The organism is Dactylosporangium sp. NPDC049140 (genome assembly GCF_040648435.1).
Genome location: NZ_JBEZDS010000001.1, coordinates 524,692 through 546,751 on the forward strand (window position 1 = coordinate 524,692; position 22,060 = coordinate 546,751).

At 70.8% G+C, this 22,060-nt stretch carries 19 protein-coding genes and 1 tRNA gene; 9 read left to right on the forward strand and 11 right to left on the reverse strand.

What is annotated here, in order from left to right:
* Window positions 1-13: 13 nt before the first annotated feature.
* Genes AB0B76_RS02325 through AB0B76_RS02345 form a run of 5 tightly spaced genes read right to left on the reverse strand, consistent with a single transcriptional unit; the run spans window position 14 to window position 5,781 of the window.
* Window positions 14-1,534 carry a penicillin-binding transpeptidase domain-containing protein gene (locus tag AB0B76_RS02325; RefSeq protein WP_360367954.1) on the reverse strand — a complete coding sequence of 507 codons (1,521 nt, stop codon included), beginning with the start codon at window positions 1,532-1,534 and terminating at the stop codon, window positions 14-16.
* A complete protein-coding gene (locus AB0B76_RS02330; RefSeq protein ID WP_360368715.1) occupies window positions 1,531-3,006 on the reverse strand; it encodes an FtsW/RodA/SpoVE family cell cycle protein in 1,476 nt (491 codons plus the stop codon). The genes AB0B76_RS02325 and AB0B76_RS02330 overlap by 4 nt, the downstream gene beginning before the upstream one ends.
* Before the next feature lie 60 nt (window positions 3,007-3,066).
* Window positions 3,067-4,479 (reverse strand): PP2C family serine/threonine-protein phosphatase, encoded by a 1,413-nt coding sequence (locus AB0B76_RS02335; protein WP_360367956.1) that lies wholly within the window; start codon window positions 4,477-4,479, stop codon window positions 3,067-3,069.
* A complete protein-coding gene (locus AB0B76_RS02340) occupies window positions 4,476-4,955 on the reverse strand; it encodes an FHA domain-containing protein (protein ID WP_344616713.1) in 480 nt (159 codons plus the stop codon). The genes AB0B76_RS02335 and AB0B76_RS02340 overlap by 4 nt, the downstream gene beginning before the upstream one ends.
* Before the next feature lie 40 nt (window positions 4,956-4,995).
* Window positions 4,996-5,781 (reverse strand): DUF3662 and FHA domain-containing protein, encoded by a 786-nt coding sequence (locus AB0B76_RS02345; RefSeq protein WP_360367961.1) that lies wholly within the window; start codon window positions 5,779-5,781, stop codon window positions 4,996-4,998.
* A gap of 142 nt (window positions 5,782-5,923) precedes the next feature.
* On the opposite strand from AB0B76_RS02345, the gene AB0B76_RS02350 reads away from it, so the two are divergent.
* From AB0B76_RS02350 to AB0B76_RS02360, 3 genes are all read left to right on the forward strand, one after another.
* A tRNA-Leu gene (locus AB0B76_RS02350) sits at window positions 5,924-6,009 on the forward strand.
* Window positions 6,010-6,357: 348 nt separating this feature from the next.
* Entirely contained in the window at window positions 6,358-7,431 is a 1,074-nt protein-coding gene (locus AB0B76_RS02355) for an NAD-dependent epimerase/dehydratase family protein (RefSeq protein ID WP_360367964.1), read from the forward strand.
* 3 nt (window positions 7,432-7,434) lie between these two features.
* Entirely contained in the window at window positions 7,435-8,241 is an 807-nt protein-coding gene (locus AB0B76_RS02360; RefSeq protein WP_360367967.1) for a WecB/TagA/CpsF family glycosyltransferase, read from the forward strand.
* Window positions 8,242-8,334: 93 nt separating this feature from the next.
* Here the strand turns inward: AB0B76_RS02360 and AB0B76_RS02365 are convergent, their stop codons facing one another.
* From AB0B76_RS02365 to AB0B76_RS02375, 3 genes are all read right to left on the reverse strand, one after another.
* Window positions 8,335-8,631 (reverse strand): hypothetical protein, encoded by a 297-nt coding sequence (locus tag AB0B76_RS02365; RefSeq protein WP_360367970.1) that lies wholly within the window; start codon window positions 8,629-8,631, stop codon window positions 8,335-8,337.
* 538 nt (window positions 8,632-9,169) lie between these two features.
* Window positions 9,170-9,397, reverse strand: coding sequence for a DUF397 domain-containing protein (locus AB0B76_RS02370; protein ID WP_360367973.1), 228 nt, complete (start codon window positions 9,395-9,397; stop codon window positions 9,170-9,172).
* Window positions 9,397-10,245: a helix-turn-helix transcriptional regulator gene (locus AB0B76_RS02375; RefSeq protein WP_360367976.1), complete on the reverse strand. Its 849-nt coding sequence runs from the start codon at window positions 10,243-10,245 to the stop codon at window positions 9,397-9,399. Before AB0B76_RS02375 ends, AB0B76_RS02370 begins: the two co-directional genes overlap by 1 nt.
* A 327-nt stretch (window positions 10,246-10,572) precedes the next feature.
* Between AB0B76_RS02375 and AB0B76_RS02380 the strand changes: the two genes are divergently transcribed.
* Entirely contained in the window at window positions 10,573-10,845 is a 273-nt protein-coding gene (locus tag AB0B76_RS02380; protein WP_360367979.1) for a hypothetical protein, read from the forward strand.
* A gap of 64 nt (window positions 10,846-10,909) precedes the next feature.
* Here the strand turns inward: AB0B76_RS02380 and AB0B76_RS02385 are convergent, their stop codons facing one another.
* Window positions 10,910-11,671, reverse strand: a complete 762-nt coding sequence (locus AB0B76_RS02385) for a PASTA domain-containing protein (RefSeq protein WP_360367982.1) — start codon at window positions 11,669-11,671, stop codon at window positions 10,910-10,912.
* Between the two features lie 136 nt (window positions 11,672-11,807).
* Here AB0B76_RS02385 and AB0B76_RS02390 point away from each other — a divergent pair, with 136 nt between their 5' ends.
* The 3 genes from AB0B76_RS02390 (at window position 11,808) to AB0B76_RS02400 (ending at window position 17,969) form a co-directional block, all read left to right on the forward strand.
* Window positions 11,808-13,184, forward strand: a complete 1,377-nt coding sequence (locus AB0B76_RS02390; protein ID WP_360367985.1) for a hypothetical protein — start codon at window positions 11,808-11,810, stop codon at window positions 13,182-13,184.
* A gap of 96 nt (window positions 13,185-13,280) precedes the next feature.
* Window positions 13,281-15,326 (forward strand): efflux RND transporter permease subunit, encoded by a 2,046-nt coding sequence (locus tag AB0B76_RS02395; protein ID WP_360367988.1) that lies wholly within the window; start codon window positions 13,281-13,283, stop codon window positions 15,324-15,326.
* 63 nt (window positions 15,327-15,389) lie between these two features.
* A complete protein-coding gene (locus tag AB0B76_RS02400; RefSeq protein WP_360367991.1) occupies window positions 15,390-17,969 on the forward strand; it encodes a helix-turn-helix domain-containing protein in 2,580 nt (859 codons plus the stop codon).
* 110 nt (window positions 17,970-18,079) lie between these two features.
* Here AB0B76_RS02400 and AB0B76_RS02405 read toward each other — a convergent pair whose 3' ends face one another.
* Window positions 18,080-18,568, reverse strand: a complete 489-nt coding sequence (locus AB0B76_RS02405; protein ID WP_360367994.1) for a MarR family transcriptional regulator — start codon at window positions 18,566-18,568, stop codon at window positions 18,080-18,082.
* 98 nt (window positions 18,569-18,666) lie between these two features.
* On the opposite strand from AB0B76_RS02405, the gene AB0B76_RS02410 reads away from it, so the two are divergent.
* Both AB0B76_RS02410 and AB0B76_RS02415 read left to right on the forward strand, forming a co-directional pair.
* Window positions 18,667-19,242 (forward strand): YceI family protein, encoded by a 576-nt coding sequence (locus AB0B76_RS02410; RefSeq protein ID WP_360367996.1) that lies wholly within the window; start codon window positions 18,667-18,669, stop codon window positions 19,240-19,242.
* 181 nt (window positions 19,243-19,423) lie between these two features.
* Window positions 19,424-20,896 carry a glutamate--cysteine ligase gene (locus AB0B76_RS02415; RefSeq protein WP_360367999.1) on the forward strand — a complete coding sequence of 491 codons (1,473 nt, stop codon included), beginning with the start codon at window positions 19,424-19,426 and terminating at the stop codon, window positions 20,894-20,896.
* Here AB0B76_RS02415 and AB0B76_RS02420 read toward each other — a convergent pair.
* Window positions 20,893-22,050 (reverse strand): acyl-CoA dehydrogenase family protein, encoded by a 1,158-nt coding sequence (locus tag AB0B76_RS02420; RefSeq protein WP_360368002.1) that lies wholly within the window; start codon window positions 22,048-22,050, stop codon window positions 20,893-20,895. The two genes, AB0B76_RS02415 and AB0B76_RS02420, sit on opposite strands and share 4 nt — an antisense overlap.
* Window positions 22,051-22,060 lie beyond the last annotated feature (10 nt).

Consider the following 22,060-nt stretch of genomic DNA (forward strand, 5'->3'; position numbering starts at 1 on the left):
GTCGCGCACCTCATTATCGAATGCCCTTTTCGTCCGCGTATGCCTTCATGATCAGGCCGGCAATCCGAGCCGCCTCGCCGCTGCCGCCCTTGCCAGCGTTCTCGAGGAAGACCGCGACCGAGATGATCGGCTTGCCGTCCTTGAGCGCGAAGCCGATGAACCAGCCGTGGTCCTCCGACTCCTCGCCGTTCTCCGCCGTACCGGTCTTACCACCCACGTCCAAACCCGAGATGCGAGCGCTGCGGCCGGTGCCGTCGTTCGACGTCACGACGCTGAACATCATGGTCTGCAGCTCTTGCGCCACGCTGCCGCTGATCGGCGTGCGCAGCTCCTTGGGTTCGGTGTGGTCGGCGATCGACAGGTCGGAGTTCTGCAGACGGTCGACAATGTAGGGCCGCATCTGCTTGCCGTTGTTGGCAACCGTCGCCGCAATCATGGCGCCTTGCAGCGGAGACATCTTCACCTCGCGCTGTCCGATGCTCGACTGAGCGACGGCGGGAGGGTCGACGCGGTTGTCGGTGCCGGCGGTCATGGGGCCGGTGTGGCTGGCCACGATGCCGCAGTAGTTGCGGTCCTGGTCCTCGATCAGGCGGGGCTCCTGCTCGAAGCCGAAGGCCTGGGCCATCGCCTTGAGCTTGTCGGCGCCCACCCGCTCGACCCCCATGCGGGCGAAGACGGTGTTGCACGAGACGGTCAGCGCCTGCTTCACCGTGATGCTGTCGGGGCAGATGCCTTCGTGGGAGTTCTTGATGCGGAACGACGAGGTCTCCGGCGGCTGGTAGAACTCGCCGCCCTGCACGCTCGAGTCGGGCGTCAGCGAGGAGTCGGCCGTCATGGCCGCCGCCGAAGTGATGATCTTGAAGGTCGAGCCGGGCGGGTACACCTCGGAGGTCGCCCGGTTGAGCAGCGGCTTGTTGGGGTCGCCGTTGAGCGTCTTGTAGTTCGCCGCGGCCGCGTTGATGTCGTGCGTGCTCAGCAGGTTGGGGTCGTAGCTGGGCATCGAGACCTCGGCGAGGATCGCGCCGGTGGCCGGGTCGAGCGCGATGGCCGCGCCCTTCTTGATGCCGAGCTTGTTCGTCCCCAGCGCCTGGTAGGCGGTGTCCTGGGTGCCCTTGGACAGCGTCAGCAGCACGTTGCCGCCGGCCGGCTCCTTGCCGGTGAACATGCCGGCGATCCGGTCGGCCGCCTGCTTGTCCGAGGTACCGATAAGGAAGTCGTTGTTGAGCTTTTCAAGCTTGGTGGCGCCCAGGTTGACCGGCTTGTAGCCCAGGACGGAGGCGTACTCCTCCTTGAGCGGATACGTCCGCAGGTACTTCAGCGAGTCGCCGGTCAACTGCGCGTCCGCGAGCACGTTGCCCTTGGCGTCGACGATCTTGCCGCGCGGCCGCTCGTACTCGGTCGCCTGCACACGCCCGTTGCGCGAGCTCGTGCGGTAGTCGTCGGCCTTGACCACCTGCCGGTAGTTCAGGTTCAGGAACAGCATGGCGAACAGCACCATGACCACGACCCCGACCCGGCGCAGCGGGGCGTTCATCGCACGACCTCCGTGGGCATCTCTTTGATCTGGACCGGCGCGCCGCCGCCCCCGCCGGACGCCGAGCCGCCGAGCCCACCCGAGGGCGCGCCCCCGGCGGGCCGGCGCGACGCGTCGGAGATGCGCAACAGCAGGCCGATCAGCAGCCAGTTGGCCACCAGCGACGAGCCACCGGCCGAGAGGAACGGCGTGGTCTGCCCGGTCAGCGGGATGAGCTGGCTGATGCCACCCACGATGACGAACACCTGCAACCCCAGCGTGAACGCGAGGCCACCGGCGAACAGCTTGCCGAAGGAGTCGCGCACGTTTATCGCCGCCCGCAGGCCGCGCTCGACCAGCAGCAGGTACGTCACCAGCAGCGCGGTCAGCCCGAAGAGCCCGATCTCCTCGCCGAGGCCGGAGAAGATGAAGTCGGTCCAGACCTCGGGCACCTTGGTCGGCTGCCCGGCGCCGGGTCCGGTGCCGGTGAGCCCGCCGGTGCCCAGCCCGAGTAGCGACTGGACCAGCTGGTAGCCCTTGTTGTCCGCGTCCGCGAACGGGTCGAGCCAGGTGGTCGCGCGCTCGGAGAAGTTCAGGAAGGGGCCGCCGACGGTCTTGCCCAGGAAGTACGCCAGGAAGGCCCCGCCGAGGAAGAGCCCGAGACCGATGATCAGCCAGCTGACCCGCTCGGTGGCGACGTAGAGCGTCACGACGAACAGGCCGAAGTACATCAGCGAGGTGCCGAGGTCCTTCTCGAAGATGAGGACCATCAGCGACATCAGCCACACGACCACGACCGGGCCGAGGTCGCGGCCGCGGGGGAAGTCGATGCCGAGGAACCGCTTGCTGGCCAGCGACAGCACCTCGCGCTTGCGCACCAGGTAGTAGGCGAAGAAGACCAGCAGCGCGATCTTGGCGAACTCGCCCGGCTGGATCGTGAAGCCCGGCAGCTTGATCCAGAGCTTGGCGCCGTGGATGGCCGAGTACCGCGCGGGCAGCACCGCCGGGATGAGCACGAGCACGATGCCGGCCAGGCCGAGGGTGTACGCGTAGCGCGACAGCGAGCGGTGGTCGCGCACGATCGCCATCAGCGCGACCGCGCCGACCACCGCCGCGGCGGTCCAGCCGAGCTGGCGGAAGCCGTCGCCGCCGAAGACGCTGAGGTCGGGCCGGTCGGCCACCTTCGTGGTGGCCAGGTCGAGCCGGCGCAGGAACCCGACGCCGATCCCGTTGATGAGCGCCACGGCGGGCAGGATCACCGGGTCGGAGTACGGCGCCAGGAAGCGCACCGCCACGTGTGCGGCGAGGAAGATGATCGCGATGACGGCCGTCTGCACCCAGAAGTCGCCGGTGACCTTGCCGATCGCGTTGCCCTCGACGACCGCCGCGTAGATGGCGAGGATGGCGATCACGAAGAGCAGCAGACCCAGCTCCACGTTGCGCCGGGTCTGCGGGCGGGCGGAGGACGCCGGGATGCCGGCTCCGCCGCCCATGGGCGACGGAGCCGGGATGGCGGTGGCGGTCACGACTGTCTTCCTTTTCGCCTCAGCACGTCAGCAACTGGCGCCGGGGGCCGGGGTCGGCATGGTGGACGGGTCGGTGGTCGACGACGGCGGGATGGCCGGGTCGCCGCCGGGCACGGACACGCCGCCGCTCGGATTCGCTGTCGTGGCCGACACGGAAAGAGACGCCGAGCTGGAGTCGGAAGGTTGCGCCGTCGGGCAGGCCTGCTTGCGCGAGGGGTTGGTCGGGTCCTCGAGCTGCGACAGCTTGTCCTGCGCCTGCGCGAGGGTGTCGACCTGGATGCCCTGCCTGACGGTGCCCTGCGCGGCCGGGGTCAGGTCGTCGAGGGTCAGCGTCGGGCTCTCCATGTAGACCTCGGAGAGCTTGAGCCAGGCGATCTTGCCCGGGACACCCTTGAAGATCGCGACCCGGCCGGCGTCTGTGGCGCCGACGTAGTACTGCGACTGCGTGACGCTCCAGCCGTACCAGAGCCCACCGCCCAGCAGGCCGAGCAGCACCACGAGGAGGATCGCGGTGCGCACCGGGTGGCGGCGGGAGCGCTGCTCGCCGTCCTCGCGGTTGCCCGCGCCGGCGCCGCGCTGGTCGACCTCGTCCTCGGGCACCGGCGGGCGCGGCGCGGCCAGCGCGGCACCCCGGGCCGAGGACATGGACTGGTCGGCCGAGGTCGCCATGCCCCGGTCCTGGGCCGCCGCGCCACCCACGATCGGCCGGGCCTCGACGATGTCCTCGTCGGTGACGTCGGCGATGATCACGGTGATGTTGTCGGGCCCGCCGCCGCGCAGCGCCAGCTCGATGAGCCGGCCGGCGCACTGGTTCGGGTCGACGTACTCGCGCAGCGTGGACTCGATGGTCTCCGCGCTCACCACGCCCGACAGGCCGTCGCTGCAGAGCAGGTAGCGGTCGCCGGGCTTGACTTGGCGGACGGAGTACTCGGGATCCGCGTCGCGGCCGTCCAGCGCCCGGGTCAGCAGGGAGCGCTGCGGGTGGCTGTTGGCCTCTTCCAGACTGATGCGGCCCTCGTCGACGAGCATCTGGACGTAGGTGTCGTCCTTGGTGACCTGGGCGAACTCCCCGTCGCGCACGAGGTACGCGCGAGAGTCGCCGATGTGCACCATGCCCATCTTGGAGCCGGAGAACAGCATGGCGGTCAGGGTCGTACCCATGCCCTCCATGGCCGGGTTCTCCTCGACCGCGTCTCGGATCTGCTGGTTCGCCAGATCGACGGCGCCCCGAAGGGTGTCGATCATGGCGTTGCCCGGCACATCCTCGTCGAGTGGCGCCATGGTGGCGATGACGATGTTGCTGGCGACGTCACCGGCGGCCATGCCGCCCATGCCGTCGGCCACGGCGAGTAGCCGCGGTCCGGCGTAGACGGAGTCCTGGTTGCCGCTCCGAATCAGACCGCGGTCGCTGCGGGCCGCATAGCGCAAGGTGAGGGTCATGGCCGTAACTCGAGAGAAGTGCGCCCGATGCGAATCGGCACGCCGAGGGGGACGGGGGTAGGCGCGCTGACCTTGGTCTTGTCGAGGTAGGTCCCGTTGGTGGAGCCCAGGTCCTCGAGGTACCACTGGCCGGCGCGCGGCACGAGACGGGCGTGCTTGGACGAGGCGTAGTCATCCGTGATCACCAGCGTCGAGTCCTCGGCGCGCCCGATCGTGATCGGGGCCTCCCCGAGGGTGATGCGGGTGCCCGCCAGCGCGCCGGCGGTCACGAATAGCTGGTTGGCGGTCTTGCCCCGTTTCACCTTCGCCGGACGGCCGGGAGCCGCCACCGCACCAACCCCCCGGGGTGCGGCGACGATCCGGCTCGAACGCGAGCCCGCGAACAGGTCCCGGCGGATCACTCCCACTACCGTGAACACAAAGATCCACAGCAGCACGAGCAGCCCGTACCGGGCGACCGTGATGACGAATTCCATCTACGACGCGCTCATTCAGATCCGCCTACGTGAAGTACGGTCATCCATCCACGCGGTAGGTCAGCGTGGTCGTGCCGAGCTGGATCATGTCACCCGGGTTCAACGCGACGGCAGAGACGCGCTGACCGTTGACCATCGTGCCGTTCGTGGAGCCGAGATCGGTCAGCACGACCTGAGCCCCGTCGAAGTCGAGCCGCGCGTGGCGACGCGAGATCCCAACGTCGGGGAGCCGCATGTTGGCCTGGTCGCCCCGGCCGATCACGGTCGAACCGATCGACAGAGGGTAGCTTCGCCCGTCGCCGGACACCAGTCGAACATTGCGGGCCGGCCCACCGGGCCCCCCGGGCGGCGGCCCGTAGCCCCCGGCCGCCTGCTGCTGGTTGTACCCGCCGTAAGGGTCCGGGGTCGGCGGCGGCGCGACGTCGGCACCGGTGTAGACCTCGGCGGTCACCCGGAACATGCCCGTGTCGAGCCCGTCGCCCCGCTCGATCTCGACGATGACGTCGCCGTAGACCGTCCAGCCCTGCTCGCCGATGAACTCGGCCTGCGACTGGGCGAGCTCCTGCGCGAGCGCGGCGGCATAGGGCGCCAGCCGGCTGTGGTCATAGGGCGACAGGTCGATCACGTAGCGATTCGGCACGAGCGTGCGCCCGCCGGCCAGAATCGCCTTGTGGGCTTCCGCCTCACGTTGCATGGCGTTGAGGATCTCCACGGGGTGGACGACCCCCTTGAAGACCTTGGCGAAGGCCCCCTCGACCAGGCCCTCTAGGCGCTTCTCGAAGCGCTGCAGCACACTCACCGGTTCCTCCTCGGGTTCCGAGGTCATGATGGTATCCGGACGTCGCACGCCCGTATGCAAGCTGACCGGTTGGCCCGTGCTACTCTTCCGTGGCGCCCAGGGAAGCCTAGTGCCTACCCGGTGATTCTGCCGAGTGGGGCTTAAGTTATGCTCTGACGCGCAAGCCACTGGGGAAGTGGCGGAATGGCAGACGCGCACGGTTCAGGTCCGTGTGCCCGAAAGGGCGTGGGGGTTCAACTCCCCCCTTCCCCACCACGATAGGCGGCTCCTGCTCACCGGCTGGAGCCGCTTTCGCCGTTTCGTGGCGGCATTCCTCGCGCTCGCTCCGCATCGCTCCCCATTGGGGGGCTCCGCCCACCCAAACCCCCGGATCCCGGGGCTGGGGTCTCAGGTTCTCAGGTCCTCGGGTCTCAGGTCCTCGGGTCTCAGGTCCTCGGGTCTCAAGTCCTCGGGTCTGGTCCTCGGGTCTCAGGTCCTCGGGTCTCAGGTCCTCGGGTTTCTCGGGTTTCTCGGGTCCGTCGGGTTCATGACTCGTGTCTCTGCTTCTGCGGTTGGTTTGCGGGGTGGAGGGCGCTGGCCGGGCCACGGGTATGCTGCCGTCTCGTGAGCGTTGCACTAGTCACCGGGTCGGCCGGACTCATCGGATCTGAAGCCGTGCGCCACTTCGCCTCGCTGGGGCTGGACGTTGTCGGCATCGACAACGACATGCGCAAGCGCTTCTTCGGCGCCGAGGCCTCCACCGCGTGGAACGTGGTCCGCCTAACGAGTGATCTCGGCGAGGCCTACACCCACCACGACGTGGACATCCGGGACCGCGACGCGCTCGCCTCCATTTTCCAGCGGTACGGCAAGGACATCGCCGTCGTCATCCACACGGCGGCCCAGCCGTCGCACGACTGGGCGGTCCGCGACCCCTTCACCGACTTCGACGTCAACGCCGGCGGCACCCTCAACCTGCTGCAGAACGTCCGCGAGCACTGCATCGAGGCGCCGTTCATCCACTGCTCGACCAACAAGGTCTACGGCGACCGGCCCAACTCCCTGCCCTACGACGAGCTCGAGACCCGCTGGGAGATCCAGGCCGGGCACGAGTACGAGGGCGGCATCAAGGAGGACATGTCGATCGACGCCTGCCTGCACTCGGTCTTCGGCGCCTCCAAGGTCGCCGCGGACGTCATGGTGCAGGAGTACGGCCGCTACTTCGACATGAAGACCGCCTGCTTCCGGGGCGGCACGCTTACCGGTCCGGCGCACTCCGCCACCGAGCTGCACGGCTTCCTGGCCTACGTCATGCGGTGCAACATGGAGCGCCGGACGTACCGGATGTTCGGCTACAAGGGCAAGCAGGTCCGCGACGCCATCCACAGCCACGACGTGACCAGCGCGTTCGAGGCGTTCTTCCGCAACCCGCGCTCGGCCGCGGTGTACAACCTCGGCGGCGGCCGGCACTCCAACACCTCGATGCTCGAGGCGTTCGCGCTGGCCCAGTCGATCACCGGCAACGAGATGACCACCGAGTACCACGAGGCCAACCGGGTCGGCGACCACATCTGGTGGATCGGGTCCAACGAGCGGTTCCAGCTGGACTACCCGGACTGGAAGCAGGTCTACGACGTGCCCATGATCTGTCAGGAGATCTACGAGGCCAACGTCGGCAAGTGGACGCCGGAAGCCTGAGCCGTGATCGATCAGGGCAAGCAGAACGTCCTCGGCGTCGAGGTCAGCGCGGTCGACTACGACAGCGCCGTCGACAAGGTGATGAGCGCGGCCCGGGACGGGCGTCCGCTGGCCGTCACCGCCCTCGCCGTGCACGGGGTCATGACCGGCGTGCAGGACAAGGCGCACGGGGCCCGGCTGAACTCCTTCGACCTCGTGACGCCGGACGGGCAGCCGGTGCGGTGGGCGCTCAACCTGCTCCACCACGCCCAGCTCGCCGACCGCGTCTACGGCCCGGACCTGACCCTCAAGGTGCTCGCCGCGAGCGCCGAGGAGGGCCTGCCGGTGTACCTCTACGGCTCGACCCAGGAGACCCTGGAGCGCCTGGCCGCCAAGCTGCACGAGCGCTTCCCGGCCCTGAAGATCGCCGGGATGGAGCCCTCGAAGTTCCGCCCCGCCGCCGAAGGCGAGCCGGAGGAGATCGCGGCCCGGATCAAGGCCTCGGGCGCGCGGGTCGTTATGGTGGGCCTCGGCTGCCCGCGCCAGGAGGTCTTCGTCTACGCGATGAAGCACCTGGTCGACGCGCCGATGCTGGCCGTGGGGGCGGCGTTCGACTACCACGCGGGCGGCCTCAAGAACCCGCCTGCCTGGATGCAGCGCTATGCCCTCGAGTGGCTCTGGCGGCTCGGGCTCGAGCCGAAGCGGCTCTGGCGGCGGTACATCCTGCTCAACCCCAACTACCTGGCCCGCCTGGGCGCCCAGAAGGCCCGGCTGTGGCGGGCGGCGCCCCCGGCCCCGGCGACGGAGCCGCTGAAGACGTTCGCGGTCTGAGCGGCCGCTCACGCCGACGGGCGCCCGCGTGGGGCGCCCGGTCCGCAAATTGGGGATTTGTCACACCAAGCGGACAATCCCGCAGTGTGGGAATTAGCGACCCGTGATCGCGTCGACCTTGGCGGTGCGGCGCTTGAAGGTGCCGCGCTTGTCGAAGGCGCGCTCGGCCGGCCAGAGCATGAGCGCGAGCGGAGCGGCGATGTACCAACGGTCGAGCATCACGTAGGCCACGATGTTCGCGACGACGCCGACTACGTACAGACCGATCAGCCAGTCGACTCGCTTCTCGCCGACACCGCGCTTGTGATACGCGTCCAGCACACCGAAGGCCCCGACGCTGAGGGCCAGCAGGCCGAAGCCGCTGACACACGCGAAGATCAGATCGGTCACGTCAATCCTCCTTGCTGCCCGTTACGTCACCGGGAACTTCGACCCAAGCTAAGCGGACATTTCAAGATCGACCATCAACTTTGCGACACGGCCCTCGGCCGAAAGGGGCGCGACCAATCGGACATTCGGCCGATACTACTGATCTTGCCCACCATGCTGCATCGGCCGCGTACTCGCGGTCTTGAGGCGTCTTTGCCGTCATGTGGGCGCCGGCCGCGCCCTGGGTCGAACATCGGTTGCACGGGGAGCACGTGAGGTGCAAGGGCCACTCATGACGGGCCCCGGCCACGCGGTCGGCGCACCCGGAGCCCGTCCGACCTCCCCAGGTCGAGTCCTCCCTGCTTTCTACAGGGTGCGGATCGACCTGTCGATAGACGGGCAAGGTGCGCGCTCGCGCTACTTCAGCTGCCGCGACTCCTGGGAGTAGATGAGTTCCAGGATGCTGCGGGCCGCCGGCGACCGTCACAAAAAACGACCGGCCCGGCCCGCGGGCGAAAACGCCGCGGACACGGGCCGGCCGGTTACGTCGGGCGTGTCGTCACGCCAGGTCGAACTCGCCGTCCTTGGTACCGCCGACGAAGGCCAGCCACTCCTCCGGCGTGAACAGCAGCACCGGTCCGGTCTTGTCCTTAGAGTCGCGGAGCGCCACTGCCCCGCCGACGAACGCGACCTCGACGCAGTTGTCCGAGTACGGACCGCTGCGAGTGCTCTTGCGCCACGCGGCACCCTCGAGGTTCACGCTGAAGCCCTTGGCCTCGGTCTCCACTACAGCTCCTTTGTCAGCTTGACGAACATCGACACTGACTCGTCCGGACGGAGTGCATTGGCGCGCAAGTAGTCAAAGATGAATCCGTAGCGCTGAAGCTCGTCGTCCTTCTCGAGAAAGAGGCCGCCGGCCGCATTCGACGCGAATACGAAGTTCTGCCCGGCAGACTCGTCGTACAGCAACATCGTGAACGCCCCGTCCATCCCCGCGTGGGATCCGGCGGAGAAGGGCAGGACCTGGAGGGTCACGTTCGGCCAACTCGCCGCCAAGCTCAGATGTTCGAGCTGGCGACGCATGACCGCCCTTCCGCCGACCGGGCGCCGCAGGACCGCTTCGTCCAGCACCACCCAGAGATCGATCGGGTCATCCTGAGTGAGTAACGACTGTCTGCCCATTCGGACACGCACTCGTTTGTCGACATCTGTGGCGCCGATGTCGGGACGGGCGGCGTGGATCATGGCCTGGGCGTACTCCTCGGTCTGCAACAGGCCGGGTACGACGAGCGCCTCGTAGGAGCGGATGTGGTCGGCGGCGGCCTCGAGCCCGACGTAGGCGCTGGTGAGCACATCGCCGTACAGCTGCCACCAGCCCTTCTGCCGCGCCTCGCGCGCGATCTTCAGCAATTGATCGGCATATTCCGGGTCGACCCCGTAGATATCGAGCATGTCGCGCACATCGCGCGGCGTGACGCCCGTCTGCCCGGTCTCGATCCGTGAGATCTTCGATCCGGAGCACTCGAGCCGCTCGGCGACGTGGTCGATCGTGACGTGGGCGGCCTCGCGCAGCCGCCGCAGCTCCATGCCCAGCTGCCGGCGCCGGAGGGTCGGGCTGCCTCGTCGACTTGCCACGTCTGTCGTACCTCCGCGCCGCGGGACCTACGTAGATGACTTACGTATAGATCAGCGCAACATCGTAAAGCCGCGCAAGGCGACTCGGCACAACAATCTGTGACTCATACCTGCGGTGGAAAATTCGGGTTGCAAGTTGCATTGATCACCGTTGTGGGGCAACCTGTCCGTGTGGCTGGGGTCACGGATTGTTCATTCGCTCGACCAATCCGCCTCAGGTGGACGCAGCGACAAACGATCGAACCGATCGGCGGTTACGGGACTTCCTCCGCGAGGGGGTCCCGCGGCCGACCTTCCCCAAAGCCGACGGAAGACGGGAGTCCCACCGTGTTACCGAGGACCGGTGACGTGCTGCGCGTGACGAAGACCGCGAGTGTGCAGTTCACGCAGCCCATGCTGTTCCGGGTGATCCGCGTGCACGACTGGCAGACCTATGACGGCTGGGCCTGGCTCGACGGGTACCAGCTCAATGCCTCGGGCGACGCCGTGGAGCGCCGCTCGATCTTCGTGCTGCTCCAGGGCCTGCAACCGGGCTTCGTCGCCCGCAACCAGCGCTCCGCCGCCCCCGCTCGGGCGGGCGTTCCGGTCGCCGTGGGCTGACCGGCCACACAGTTTGTCGCGCGAAACTCCGCCGTAGCCCCGGGCTACGGCGGAGTTTCCGCGTCTACCCGCTCGCCGAGGCGCTGGGCTGCGGCTTCGTGGACGGCGGCGGTGGGGCCACCGCGACGTACAGGGTGATCGTCTCCCCCGGCAGCACCGTCGCACCCTCCCCGGGCCGCGCGGACAGCACCTCGCCCGGCGGCAGCGAGTCGTCGGCCGTCCGCTCCACCCGCACGTTGAGCCCGAGCGCCTGCAGCTTGACCGTGGCCTCGGCCAGCGAGTTGCCCCGCAGCGGCGGGATCGTGACCGGGCCGGGCGGAGCACTCGCCGGGGCCTCCGAGGACGGCGCGGCGGTGGACGGGGCCGGCGCGCTGGCCGGCGGCGCGGACGAGGTGACGGCGGACGCGGTGCTCGACTCGACGACCCCGGGCGCGTTCCGGCCGTCGGCGGTGGCGCGGTAGATGAGGTACAGCCCGATACTGAGCGCGCCGACCAGCACCAGCGCGACGATGCCGACGACCACCGGCATCAGCCAGGAGCGCCCCTGGTACGGGTCCTCCTCCTCTTCCACCCACTCCTGCGGGGCAGACCGGCGCAGGGCCGGATCGCCGGGCGCGGGCACCCCGGCGCGCGCCGACCAGCGCTCGCGCGGCTCGTCCTGCTTCTCCTGCTCGATCCGGGCCGTCGGGCGTACCGGCCGCGTGGCATCGCCGGGATCCTGGATCCGCGTCGCGTCCGGGTCGGTCTCCGGGCCGTGTTCGTCCTGCTCACCCTCGAGGGGCGAGAACGGCTGCGTCGAGGATTCGTCGTCGCGCTCGTTCGCCATGTCTCCAGTTCACCACCATGTCCAACTTGTCCGCCGCAGCGCCGCGACATGCCCACCCACGCGCCCCACCCTGGGGTCTTGACGTACCCCCGACAAGGACTCGCCGACGTGGACCGGTGGGCTTATGCTGCGCGGCATGGCGGCGAGAAGCTGGGCTACCTCAATATCTACGGCGATCGGCGTCGCGGCCGGCGCCGGTGCCGCGCAGCTCGGGCTCGGCTACGGGCTGGGCATCATCTCCTGGCAGCCGACCGGCAACAGCGCCACCGTGTGGGTGAGCAGCCTCGCCTGGGTGGCCTGGCTCGCCGCATCGTCGACGGTCATCGGCGCCATCTGCGCCGACCGGCTCGCCGGCACCGGGGCGCCCGTGCCCGCCAACCCGGACAGCGCCGCCGGTCAGGCCCTGGTCGTCGCCTGGCGCGTGGTCGTCGCGCTCGCCGCGGCCGTCGGCTCGCTGATCATCGTGCCGCTCGTGGCCATCCCGTCGCGCCTGCCGCGGCCGGACAACGCCGCGCCGTACTTCACCGCCGGCGGCTACGCCATCGCCGGCATCATCGTCGGCCTGCTCATGGCCATCGGCGCCCTGACCGCCCGCGCCATCGCCGCGAACGTCATCGCCTCGTCCGCCTGGCTGTGGGCGCTGGCCGTGGTCGCCGTCGCCGACGTCGTGCGCGCCGACGGCGACACCAGCACCGCGGCCCAGCTCGGCACCTGGCAGTTCACCGACGCGACGTGGATCCACGGCATGGTCAACCTGCCGGCCGCGCTGCTCATGATCCTGATCGCGCTGCTCATCGGCGCGCTGGCCGCCTGGCCCGCCGCCCGCCGGGGCGACAACCGCGTCGGCGTGGCCGTGTCCGGGCTGGCCGGGCCCCTGCTGGTGGCCATCGCCTACCTGCTGGCCATCCCCGGCCTCGGCGACAACGACCAGCACCTGTCGGCATTCGTCATCTCGCCCTACGCGGTGCTGGCCGGCCTGGCCGGCTCGGTCATCGTCTCCTCCATCGGCCCCCGCGGCTCCCGCGCCCAGGCCCGGGCCAACCGGCGGGCCGCGGCCGAGGCGCGCGACGCCCGCGCCGCCTCCGACTACTCCGACTGGCACGCCGCGCTCGCCGAGGCCGACGCGAAGGCCGACGCCAAGGCCGACGCCCGCCGCGACGGCGAGGACGAGCCGTCGCCGGACTCCTGGACGAAGGAGCCGGTCGCGGTCGGGGCCGCCCCCGAGCTCGACTCGGCCACCGACCTGGAGTCGGACGCCTACGCGCCGTCGCGGGCGTACGGCACCAGCAGCGTCGAGCCCACCGGCCGCACGTACTCGTCGGACGCCTCCAAGCGCGCGTACGCCGAGGACACCGTCGACGACGAGCCCGCGCCCGCCGCGAGCGGCGCGCCGGCCACCTCCACCGGGCGCGCGTCCGTCACGCCGCTCTGGCCGGAGGAGTCGAGCACCGCGGACAAGCCGGCCGACAAGCCCGCCCGGGGCCGGGGCCGCGGCCGCGGCAAGCCGTCCTGATAAACACGTCCGAGCGAGCACGGCAACCGTCCGAGTGGCCGAGCCCACGCGTACGGCCGATGTCCGGCCGTACGCAAGCCGTGCTTGCATACTCCGATGTTCGCTGCGTGGGTCGCGAAGCTCCGCTGGGTCGTCGTCGGTCTCTGGCTGGCGGTGACGATCGCCGGTGCCGTCTTCGGGGGCGGCCTGTTCGACCGCCTGGCCACCACCGGCACGAACCGCGCCGACAGCCAGTCCGCCGTCGGCCAGCGCCACGTCGACGAGCTGACACCGACGGGATCGCACGTCTACGCGGTGGTGGAGGGGCTGGCGCCGTACGACCCGAAGCTGGTCGCGAGCGTGAGCGCCGCGGCCCAGGAGATCCGCGCGATGCCCGGGGTCAAGGAGGTCAACGACCTCTACACCGGCGTCGGCGGCCGCATCGGCGCGGACAACCGCAGCGTCAGCGTCGAGGTCGAGCTCGACCCGGCGCTGGCCGAGGCCCCGCGCGAGGCCCTCGAGGACCGGGTCCACGACCGCCTCGAGCGCATCCAGGCGCCCAGCGTGCACGTCGGCGGGGACAAGCTGGCCGAACGCGCGTTCGCCGACCAGTCCGTGCACGACCTGGCCATCGGCGAGAGCGTCGCCTTCGCCGCCCTGCTCGTCGCGCTGTACCTCTTCTTCGGCGGCTTCCTCGCCGCGGCGCTGCCGCTGGCCGTCGCGGTCGCGAGCGTCCTCGGCTCGCTGCTCGTGCTGCTCGGGCTGAGCCACGTGACGAAGGTCAGCGAGTACTCCCTAAACGTCGTGACGCTGCTCGGCATCGGGCTGGCGGTCGACTATTCGCTGCTCATCGTGGCCCGGTACCGCGAGGAGCGGCAGCACCGCGACCCGGACGAGGCGCTGCGCGTGGCCGTGCGCCGGGCCGGCCGCGCGGTCGCGATCTCGGGCCTCGCGGTGACGCTGACCCTGGCCGGGCTGACCACCTTCGCCGAGCCGCTGCTGGCCGCGGTTGCGCTCGGCGGGGCCGCGGTCGTCGCGCTGGCGACGCTGGCCGCCCTGACCCTGGTACCGGCGCTGATCTCCCTCACCGGCGACCGGATCCGCCCGGCCGCCGCGGTGCGCTGGGGCGGCCTGCTGCCCCGGCTGGCCGCGCGGGCCCAGCGGGACCCCGCCCGGGTCGCCCTGCTCGCGACCGTCGGGCTGCTGGTGCTGGCCGCGCCGCTGCTGGGGGCCAACCTCGCCAACTCCGATGCGCGGGCGCTGCCCGGCTCGAACGAGGCGCGCCAGGCGTACGACGTCATGGAGTCGAAGTTCCTCAACGACGCGCCGCCGCCGGTCTCGGTGCTGCTGCAGGCCGGGCCGGAGCGGGCCGACGTGCGCGACCTCATGAACCGCATCGCCGCGCAGCTGCCGGGCGAGCTCCTGCGCCAGGACGTGCGCAGCGACGTCCCGGCCGGCTGGACGATCCTCGACCTGACCCCGAAGGGCAAGGTCGGCGACCGGCCCGGCTATGACCTCGTGCGCGCCATCCGCGCCATGCCGACGCCCTTCGCGAAGTGGGTGACCGGCCCGGCGGCCGAGGTCGTGGACTACCGCGACTCCATCGCCGGGCGCCTGCCCGGCGCCGCGCTCGTCGTGCTGCTCGTCACCGTGCTGCTGCTGTTCGCGCTGACCGGCTCGCTCGTCATCCCGCTCAAGGCCGTGCTGATGAACCTGCTGACCCTGGCCGCGACCCTCGGGGTGATGGTCGTGCTGTTCCAGTGGGGCTGGGGCCAGGTGCCGCTGTTCTTCGACTCGTGGGGCGGGCTGGACCTCACCACGCCCGTGCTGCTGTTCGTGTTCATCTTCGGCCTGTCGATGGACTACGAGGTCTTCCTGCTGGCGCGGATCAAGGAGGAGTACGACCTGCGCCCCGACACCGAACGAGCCGTGCTCCGCGGCATCACGCACTCGGGGCCGGTCGTCACCGCGGCCGCCGTCTGCATCGGGATCGTGTTCCTGGGCTTCGCCGCCGGCGGTCTCGTGGCGGTGAAGGAGATCGGCGTCGGCATGGCGGTGGCGATCCTGATCGACGTGACGGTCGTGCGCGGGCTGCTGCTGCCGGCCTTCATGGGGCTGTTGGACCGGGCTAACTGGTGGCCGCGCGGCCCGGTTAAATATTGACATTCGTCGTAGTTCTGACGCCCAGGTACTGCGCCGCACCCAAGCTCAGTACCCTTCCAGAACATGTCTCCAGTTGCGGATCATGATCCGCGCAACGCCGGGGCAGGCTTCGCCGCGACCTTGCGGGCCAGCCGCCTGGCCAGGGGACTGACCCAGGACGAGCTGGCCGCGCGGGCCGGCCTCGGCGTGCGCACCCTCCGCGAGCTCGAGCGGGGCCGGGTCGCCCGGCCGCAGCGCAACACCGTGGCCCTGCTGGCCGACGCGCTGGACCTCACCGGCCCTGCCCGTGACGCCTTCCTGAGCTCGGCGACCAGCCGCGCGCCGCTGCCGCCGAACGGGGGCCGGCACGACAACGTGGCCCGCCGGTCGCGCGCCGGCAAGCCGGCCGACGTCGTGGAGCCGCCGGTGCTCGCGGGGCTCGACCCGCCGCTGCCGGCGCCGAGCCACGCGGCGCGCACCGCGCTGCCCCTGCCCACGATGCCCCCGCTGGTCGGGCGCGACGCCGACATCGCCGAGCTGCTGGGCCGGCTCGGAACGCAGGCCGAGGTCATCGCGCTGATCGGGATGGCCGGGGTGGGCAAGTCCGGGCTCGCGCACGCGGTCGCGCACCGTGCGGTCGAGGCCGGCTGGACCGCGGTCTCCGTGACCGTCGTGAACGTCTCCGAGCCCACCGACATCTTCTCCGCCGTCGCGGCTGTCTTCTGCGTGGCCCGCGCCGAGGAGCTGGGCGAGCGGTTCGGCGGTCCCGGGGCCCCGCCCGCGCTGCTGGTGCTCGACGGCGTGGACCGCGCGCCGCGGGCCGCCCTCGAGGCCATCGCGTGGCTGCGGGCCCGGGTGCCGGCCGTGCGCATGCTCCTCACCAGCCGGCAGCCGCTCGCCGGGGTGCTGCCCGGGGCCCTGGACTGGCAGGTGCAGCCGCTCGAGGTACCGGTCGGGCGGCGACTCGAGCCGGCGGCGCTGCGCGAGGTGCCCGCGGTGGCGCTGTTCGTGGAGCGGCTGCGGGCGGTGCGCCGCGAGCCCGCCCGCGACGACGAGCTGTCAACCATCGCCGAGCTGGTCCGGCGCCTCGACGGGCTGCCGCTCGCCATCGAGCTCGCGGCCGCGCGGGGGCGGGTGCTGGAGCTCGGGGAGCTGCTGGCGCGGTACGGCAACCGCGTCCTCGACCTCGCCGCCACCGACCCGGCCGGGCGCCGGCTGCGCGACGCCGTCGCCGACAGCTACGCACTGCTGGCCGGGCACGAGCAGGCGGCCCTGCGCCGGCTGTCGACGTTTCGCGGGAAGTGGTCCGTGGAGCTCGCCGAGGCGCTGCTCGACGGCGTGGTCGACGACGTCGAGGCGGTGCTCGACCGGCTGGTCGGGCTCGGGCTGGTGAGCGTGCGCGGCCCGGGCGACCTGCGCTTCCGGCTCCTCGACGTGGTCTTCGACTTCGCCGCCGAGCGCTGCGCCGACGCCGGGGAGCTGCGCGCGGCCCGGCTGCGCCACGCCGAGGTCGTGACGCGCACGGTGGTGCGGACCTCGGCGGAGCTGACCGGGCCCGGCACCGCCGCGGCGGTCCTGCGCCTGGACTACCTCAACAGCGACATCCGGACGGCGCTGCGGTACACCTCGGTGCGGGAGCCCGAGCTCGCGCTCCGGCTGGTGGGGGCCATCCCGCGGTGGTGCCGGCTGCGCGGGCGGGACGTCGAGGCGTACCAGCTGCTGCACCGGCTTCTGCGGGACCGCCGCACGCAGGGCTGCGACCCCGCGACCCGGGCCTGGGCGCAGGTCGGCGCGGCCATGCTCGCCACCGCCCACGGCCGCGGGGTCGAGGAGCTGTGCGCGACCGAGGCGGCCCTGCTCGTGCTCGCCGAGCGCGGCGACGTCACCGGCGAGCTCACCGCCCGGGCCCTCCTCGCCGGGATCTGGCAGGCGCTCGGCGGCAGCGACCAGGCGCGCGCCCACAACGAGGCGGCCCTGACCCTGGCGATCCGGGCCGGGCGGCCGCGCGAGATCGCGGTCGCGCAGAACAACCTCGCCTGGCACGACGTGCTCGCCGGCGACCTGGGCACGGCCGGGCGCCGGCTCGAGGGCGCGGGGCGGCGCGCGCTGGACGTGGGCGATGCCCGGCTCCGCGCACTCACCGAGGCCAACCTCGCCGAGATCGCCCGGCTGGACGGCCGCTTCGACGAGGCGATCGCGCTGGCCCGGCGGGCCGCGACGGCGATCGCCGAGGTCGGCGACCCCACGCACCGGGTCCGGGTGCTGGGCACCCTGGGTCAGGCGTACGCCGAGACGGGGCAGGTGGGCGAGGCGTCCGCGGTGCTGGCGGAGCTGGCGGCGGTGCCCGGCAGCGCCGGCGCGGCCGCGCTCGTCAGCGGCTACCTAGCCCTGGGGCGCGGCGATCGGCCGGCCGCGGCGGCGGCGTTCGAGACCGCCGCCAACTTCCTGGCCGCCCGCGACGACGTCCGCGATGTGCTCGAGGCGCTCGTGGGGCTGGCGGCGAGCGCCGGGCCGGCGGGGCGGGAGCGTGCGCTGTCGGACCTCGCGGGGGTGCGGGAGCGATCAGGGATCCGGCTGCTGCCGCGGGAGCATCGACTGCTCGACGCGGAGTTTGGGCGCACGGACGAAGACCCCCTGGTGGCACTGGTACACCTGCCCACCTAACTTCGCCCGTGCCGGGAGAGGCTAGACGAGCCCCGATCCGGCGTAAGCGAAATGTCGGACTTGCCCCCGCCGCAAGTCGCGGACCTGCCGGTGGTTCTGCCGGTGCGGGTTCAGGCGGCGGTGCGCATCGACGGCACACCCGACGTGGCGTCCGGACGCACCGCGTCGCGGATGGTGCGCAGCCCGCCCAGCAGCCCGTCGAGCTCGTCCGGCGCGAGGCGGCCGGTGAACCACTCCTCGATCAGCGCGAGATGGCCGGGCAGGATCTCGCGCATCTTGGCCAAGCCGCTCGCGGTGATGACGGTGAACGAGCCGCGGCGGTCGGTCGGGCAGGCCCGGCGCGTGGCGAAGCCGTCGCGCTCGAGGCGGTCGACGACCCGGGTCACGCCGCTCGTCGAGAGGCCGGTCTGCGCGGCGAGGTCGGTCATGCGCAGCTCACCGCCCGGGGAGCGGGCGAGGCGCATCAGCACCTCGAAGTCGACGTTGCCGAGACCGTGCTCGGCGAGCTGGACGTTGAGCCGCGCGTTCACCCCTGAGAAGGCCTCCACGAAGAGGCCCATGGCGGTGATTCGCGGATCGTCCAGCATTTCGTCGGTCACAGTGCGAGTCTAACAGAAGAGCTTGACGGACGAGAGTCTGTCGAGTGTATATTTGCTTCGGCAATCTTCTTTACAACCGCACAACTGAGGGAGTCACCATGACGGCACCCGTCAACACCCGCGAGTACAACGGCCTGACCATCCCCACCGCCGGCAAGTTCGAGATCGACCCGGCCCACACCCGGGTCAGCTTCGTCGCCCGGCACATGATGGTCAGCAAGGTACGCGGCGGCTTCACCAGCGCCAGCGGCAGCATCGTCGTCGCCGAGGACCCCCTGGAGTCGAGCGTCGAGGTCACCATCGACGCGGCAAGCATCGACACCGGCGTCGCCGACCGTGACGGCCACCTGCGCAGCCCCGACTTCCTCCACGTCGAGCAGTGGCCGAACCTGACCTTCAAGAGCAAGCGCGTCGTGGGCCTGTCCGGCGGCGAGTTCAAGCTGGTCGGCGACCTGACGATCCGTGACGTCACCCGCGAGGTCGAGCTCGACGTGGAGTTCGAGGGCCACGCGAAGAGCCCGTGGGGCCAGGAGGTCATCGGCTTCTCCGCGACGACCGAGATCGACCGCGAGGATTTCGGCATCACCTGGAACCAGGCCCTCGAGACCGGCGGCGTGCTCGTCGGCAAGAAGGTCAAGATCGAGATCGGCGCCGAGGCCGTCCGCCAGGGCTGACCCAAATTGCCGGAAACTCCGGCAATTGCCGGAGTTTGACCATCGTGCAGAGGGTGGGCGAAATCTCCCACCCTCCGCAAGGTTTCGCTCACCCTCGGCTGCCATGATGTCTGTTTTGTCCCTAGCGGTACATCTGGACTACTCCTAACGTGAGGGGTCCAAGAGGGCCGGAGGGCAGGGCATGGGCCAGGACGTCACACGGGGAGCTTTCTCGCGTGAGGACCGCGCTCGATACCGACGCAAAGTGCGGCGCTGCCTGGACGTTTTCGCGCTCATGCTCAACGATTTCCGCTTCGACTCCGACCGGCCGATGACCGGCCTCGAGATCGAGGTCAACCTGATCGACCCGGATGCGCAGCCCGCGATGCGCAACGCCGAGGTGCTGGCCGACCTGGCCGATCCGACCTTCCAGACCGAGCTGGGCCAGTTCAACCTCGAGGTGAACGTCGCGCCGCGGCTGATCGAGGGCGACGGGCTGGAGGTGTACGAGCGCGAGGTCCTCGCCAGCCTCGTGCACGCCGACGAGCGGGCCCACAAGTCCGACGCGCGCCTGGTGCTGATCGGCATACTGCCGACGCTGCGCCCCGAGCACCTCGTGCTGGCGAACATGTCGGACAACCCGCGGTACCGGCTGCTCAACGACCAGATAATCAACGCCCGCGGCGAGGACATCGCGCTCGACATCCGCGGCCACGAGCGGCTGGAGTCGCAGTCCGAGTCCATCGCCGGCGAGTCGGCGTGCACGAGCGTCCAGTTCCACCTCCAGGTCGCGCCGGAGGCCTTCGCCCAGCACTGGAACGCGTCCCAGGCCATCGCGGGCGTCCAGGTCGCGGTCGGGGCGAACTCGCCGTTCCTCTTCGGCAAGCGCCTGTGGGCCGAAACCCGCATCGCGCTGTTCGAGCAGGCCACCGACACGCGGCCGGAGGAGCTCAAGGCGCAGGGCGTGCGGCCTCGGGTCTGGTTCGGGGAGCGCTGGATCACCTCGATCTTCGACCTGTTCGAGGAGAACGTCCGGTACTTCCCGCCGCTGCTGCCGATCACCGAGGAGGAGGACCCGGTCGCGGTCCTGGAGGCCGGCGGCGTGCCCCGCCTCGGCGAGCTGCGGCTGCACAACGGCACGATCTACCGCTGGAACCGCCCCGTGTACGACATCATGAACAACCGCCCCCACCTGCGCGTCGAGAACCGCTGCCTGCCGGCCGGCCCGACCGTGGTGGACCAGCTCGCCAACGCCGCCTTCTACTTCGGGCTGGTGCGGGAGCTGTGCGAGCAGGACCGGCCGATCTGGACGCAGATGTCGTTCTCGGCCGCGGAGGCGAACTTCCACACCGCCGCCCGCGAGGGCCTCGATGCCCAGGTCTGGTGGCCCGACCTGGGCGAGGTGCCGGTCGGCGACCTGGTGCTGCGCGAGCTGCTCCCGGTGGCCGCGGCCGGGCTCGACCGCTTCGGCGTGGCCGCCCCGACCCGCGACCGGCTCCTCGACGTCATCGAGGGCCGGTGCCGCACCGGGCTCAACGGCGCCACCTGGCAGACGCTGGTCGTGCAGGACCTCGAGGCCCGCGGCGCGACCCGGCCGGAGGCACTGCGAAAAATGCTGCAGCGGTACACCGAGGGCCTGCACGAGAACGTGCCGGTTCACACCTGGCCGGTCTAGAGCCCCATCGACCTCGAAATGATCATGCGCTGGACCTCGGACGTCCCCTCGCCGATCTCCAGGATCTTGGCGTCGCGGTACATCCGCCCGACCGGCGTCTCGTTCATGAAGCCGTACCCGCCGTGCACCTGCGTCGCCTCGCGGGCGTTGACCATGGCGGCGTCGCTGGACGCGAGCTTCGCGATGGCGGCCTGGCGCTTGAAGTCCCGGCCGTTGACCAGGCGGCTCGCCGCGTCGTAGTACGCCAGCCGCGCGGTGTGCGCCCGGCTCTCCATATCCGCGATCTTGAACTGGATCGCCTGGTACTCCCCGATCGCCTTGCCGAACGCGTGCCGCTGCCGGGCGTAGGCCACCGACTCGTCGACGCAGCCCTGCGCGAGGCCGACCCCGAGCGCGGCGAACGCGACCCGGCCCTCGTCGAGGATGCGCAGGAACTGGGCGTAGCCGCGGCCCCGCTCGCCGAGCAGGTTCTCGGCCGGCACCCGCACGTCGTCGAAGCTGAGCTCGTGGGTGTCCGAGGCGCACCAGCCGACCTTGGAGTACGCCGGCTGCACGGTGAACCCGGGGGTGCCGCTCGGCACGATGATGGCCGAGAGCTCCTTGCTGCCGTCGGGGTTGACCCCGGTGACCGCGGTGACCGTGACGAGCACCGTGATGTCGGTGCCGGAGTTGGTGATGAAGGCCTTCGACCCGTTGATCACCCACTCGCCGGTCCCCTCGTCGAGCACGGCGCGAGTCACGGTGCCCGACGCGTCGCTGCCGGCGCCGGGCTCGGTCAGGCCGAACGCGGCGAGGGCCTCACCCGAGGTGAGCCGGGGCAGCCAGTGTTCCTTCTGGGCCGCCGTGCCGTACCGGTAAATCGGCATCGCGCCGAGCGAGATCCCGGCCTCCAGGGTCACCGCGATCGAGGAGTCGACGCGGGCCAGCTCCTCCAGCGCGATGCACAGGGCGAAGTAGTCGCCGCCCATGCCGCCGTACTGCTCCGGGAACGGCAGCCCGAACAGCCCCATCTTGCCCATCTGGCGGACCAGGTCGTAGGGGAAGGCGTGCCGCTCGTAGTAGTCGCCGATCACCGGCGCGACGACCTCGCGGGCGAACTCGCGGACGCTCTCGCGCAGCGCCTCGAGCTCCTCGCCGAGGGTGTAGTCGACCATGACAGTGCCC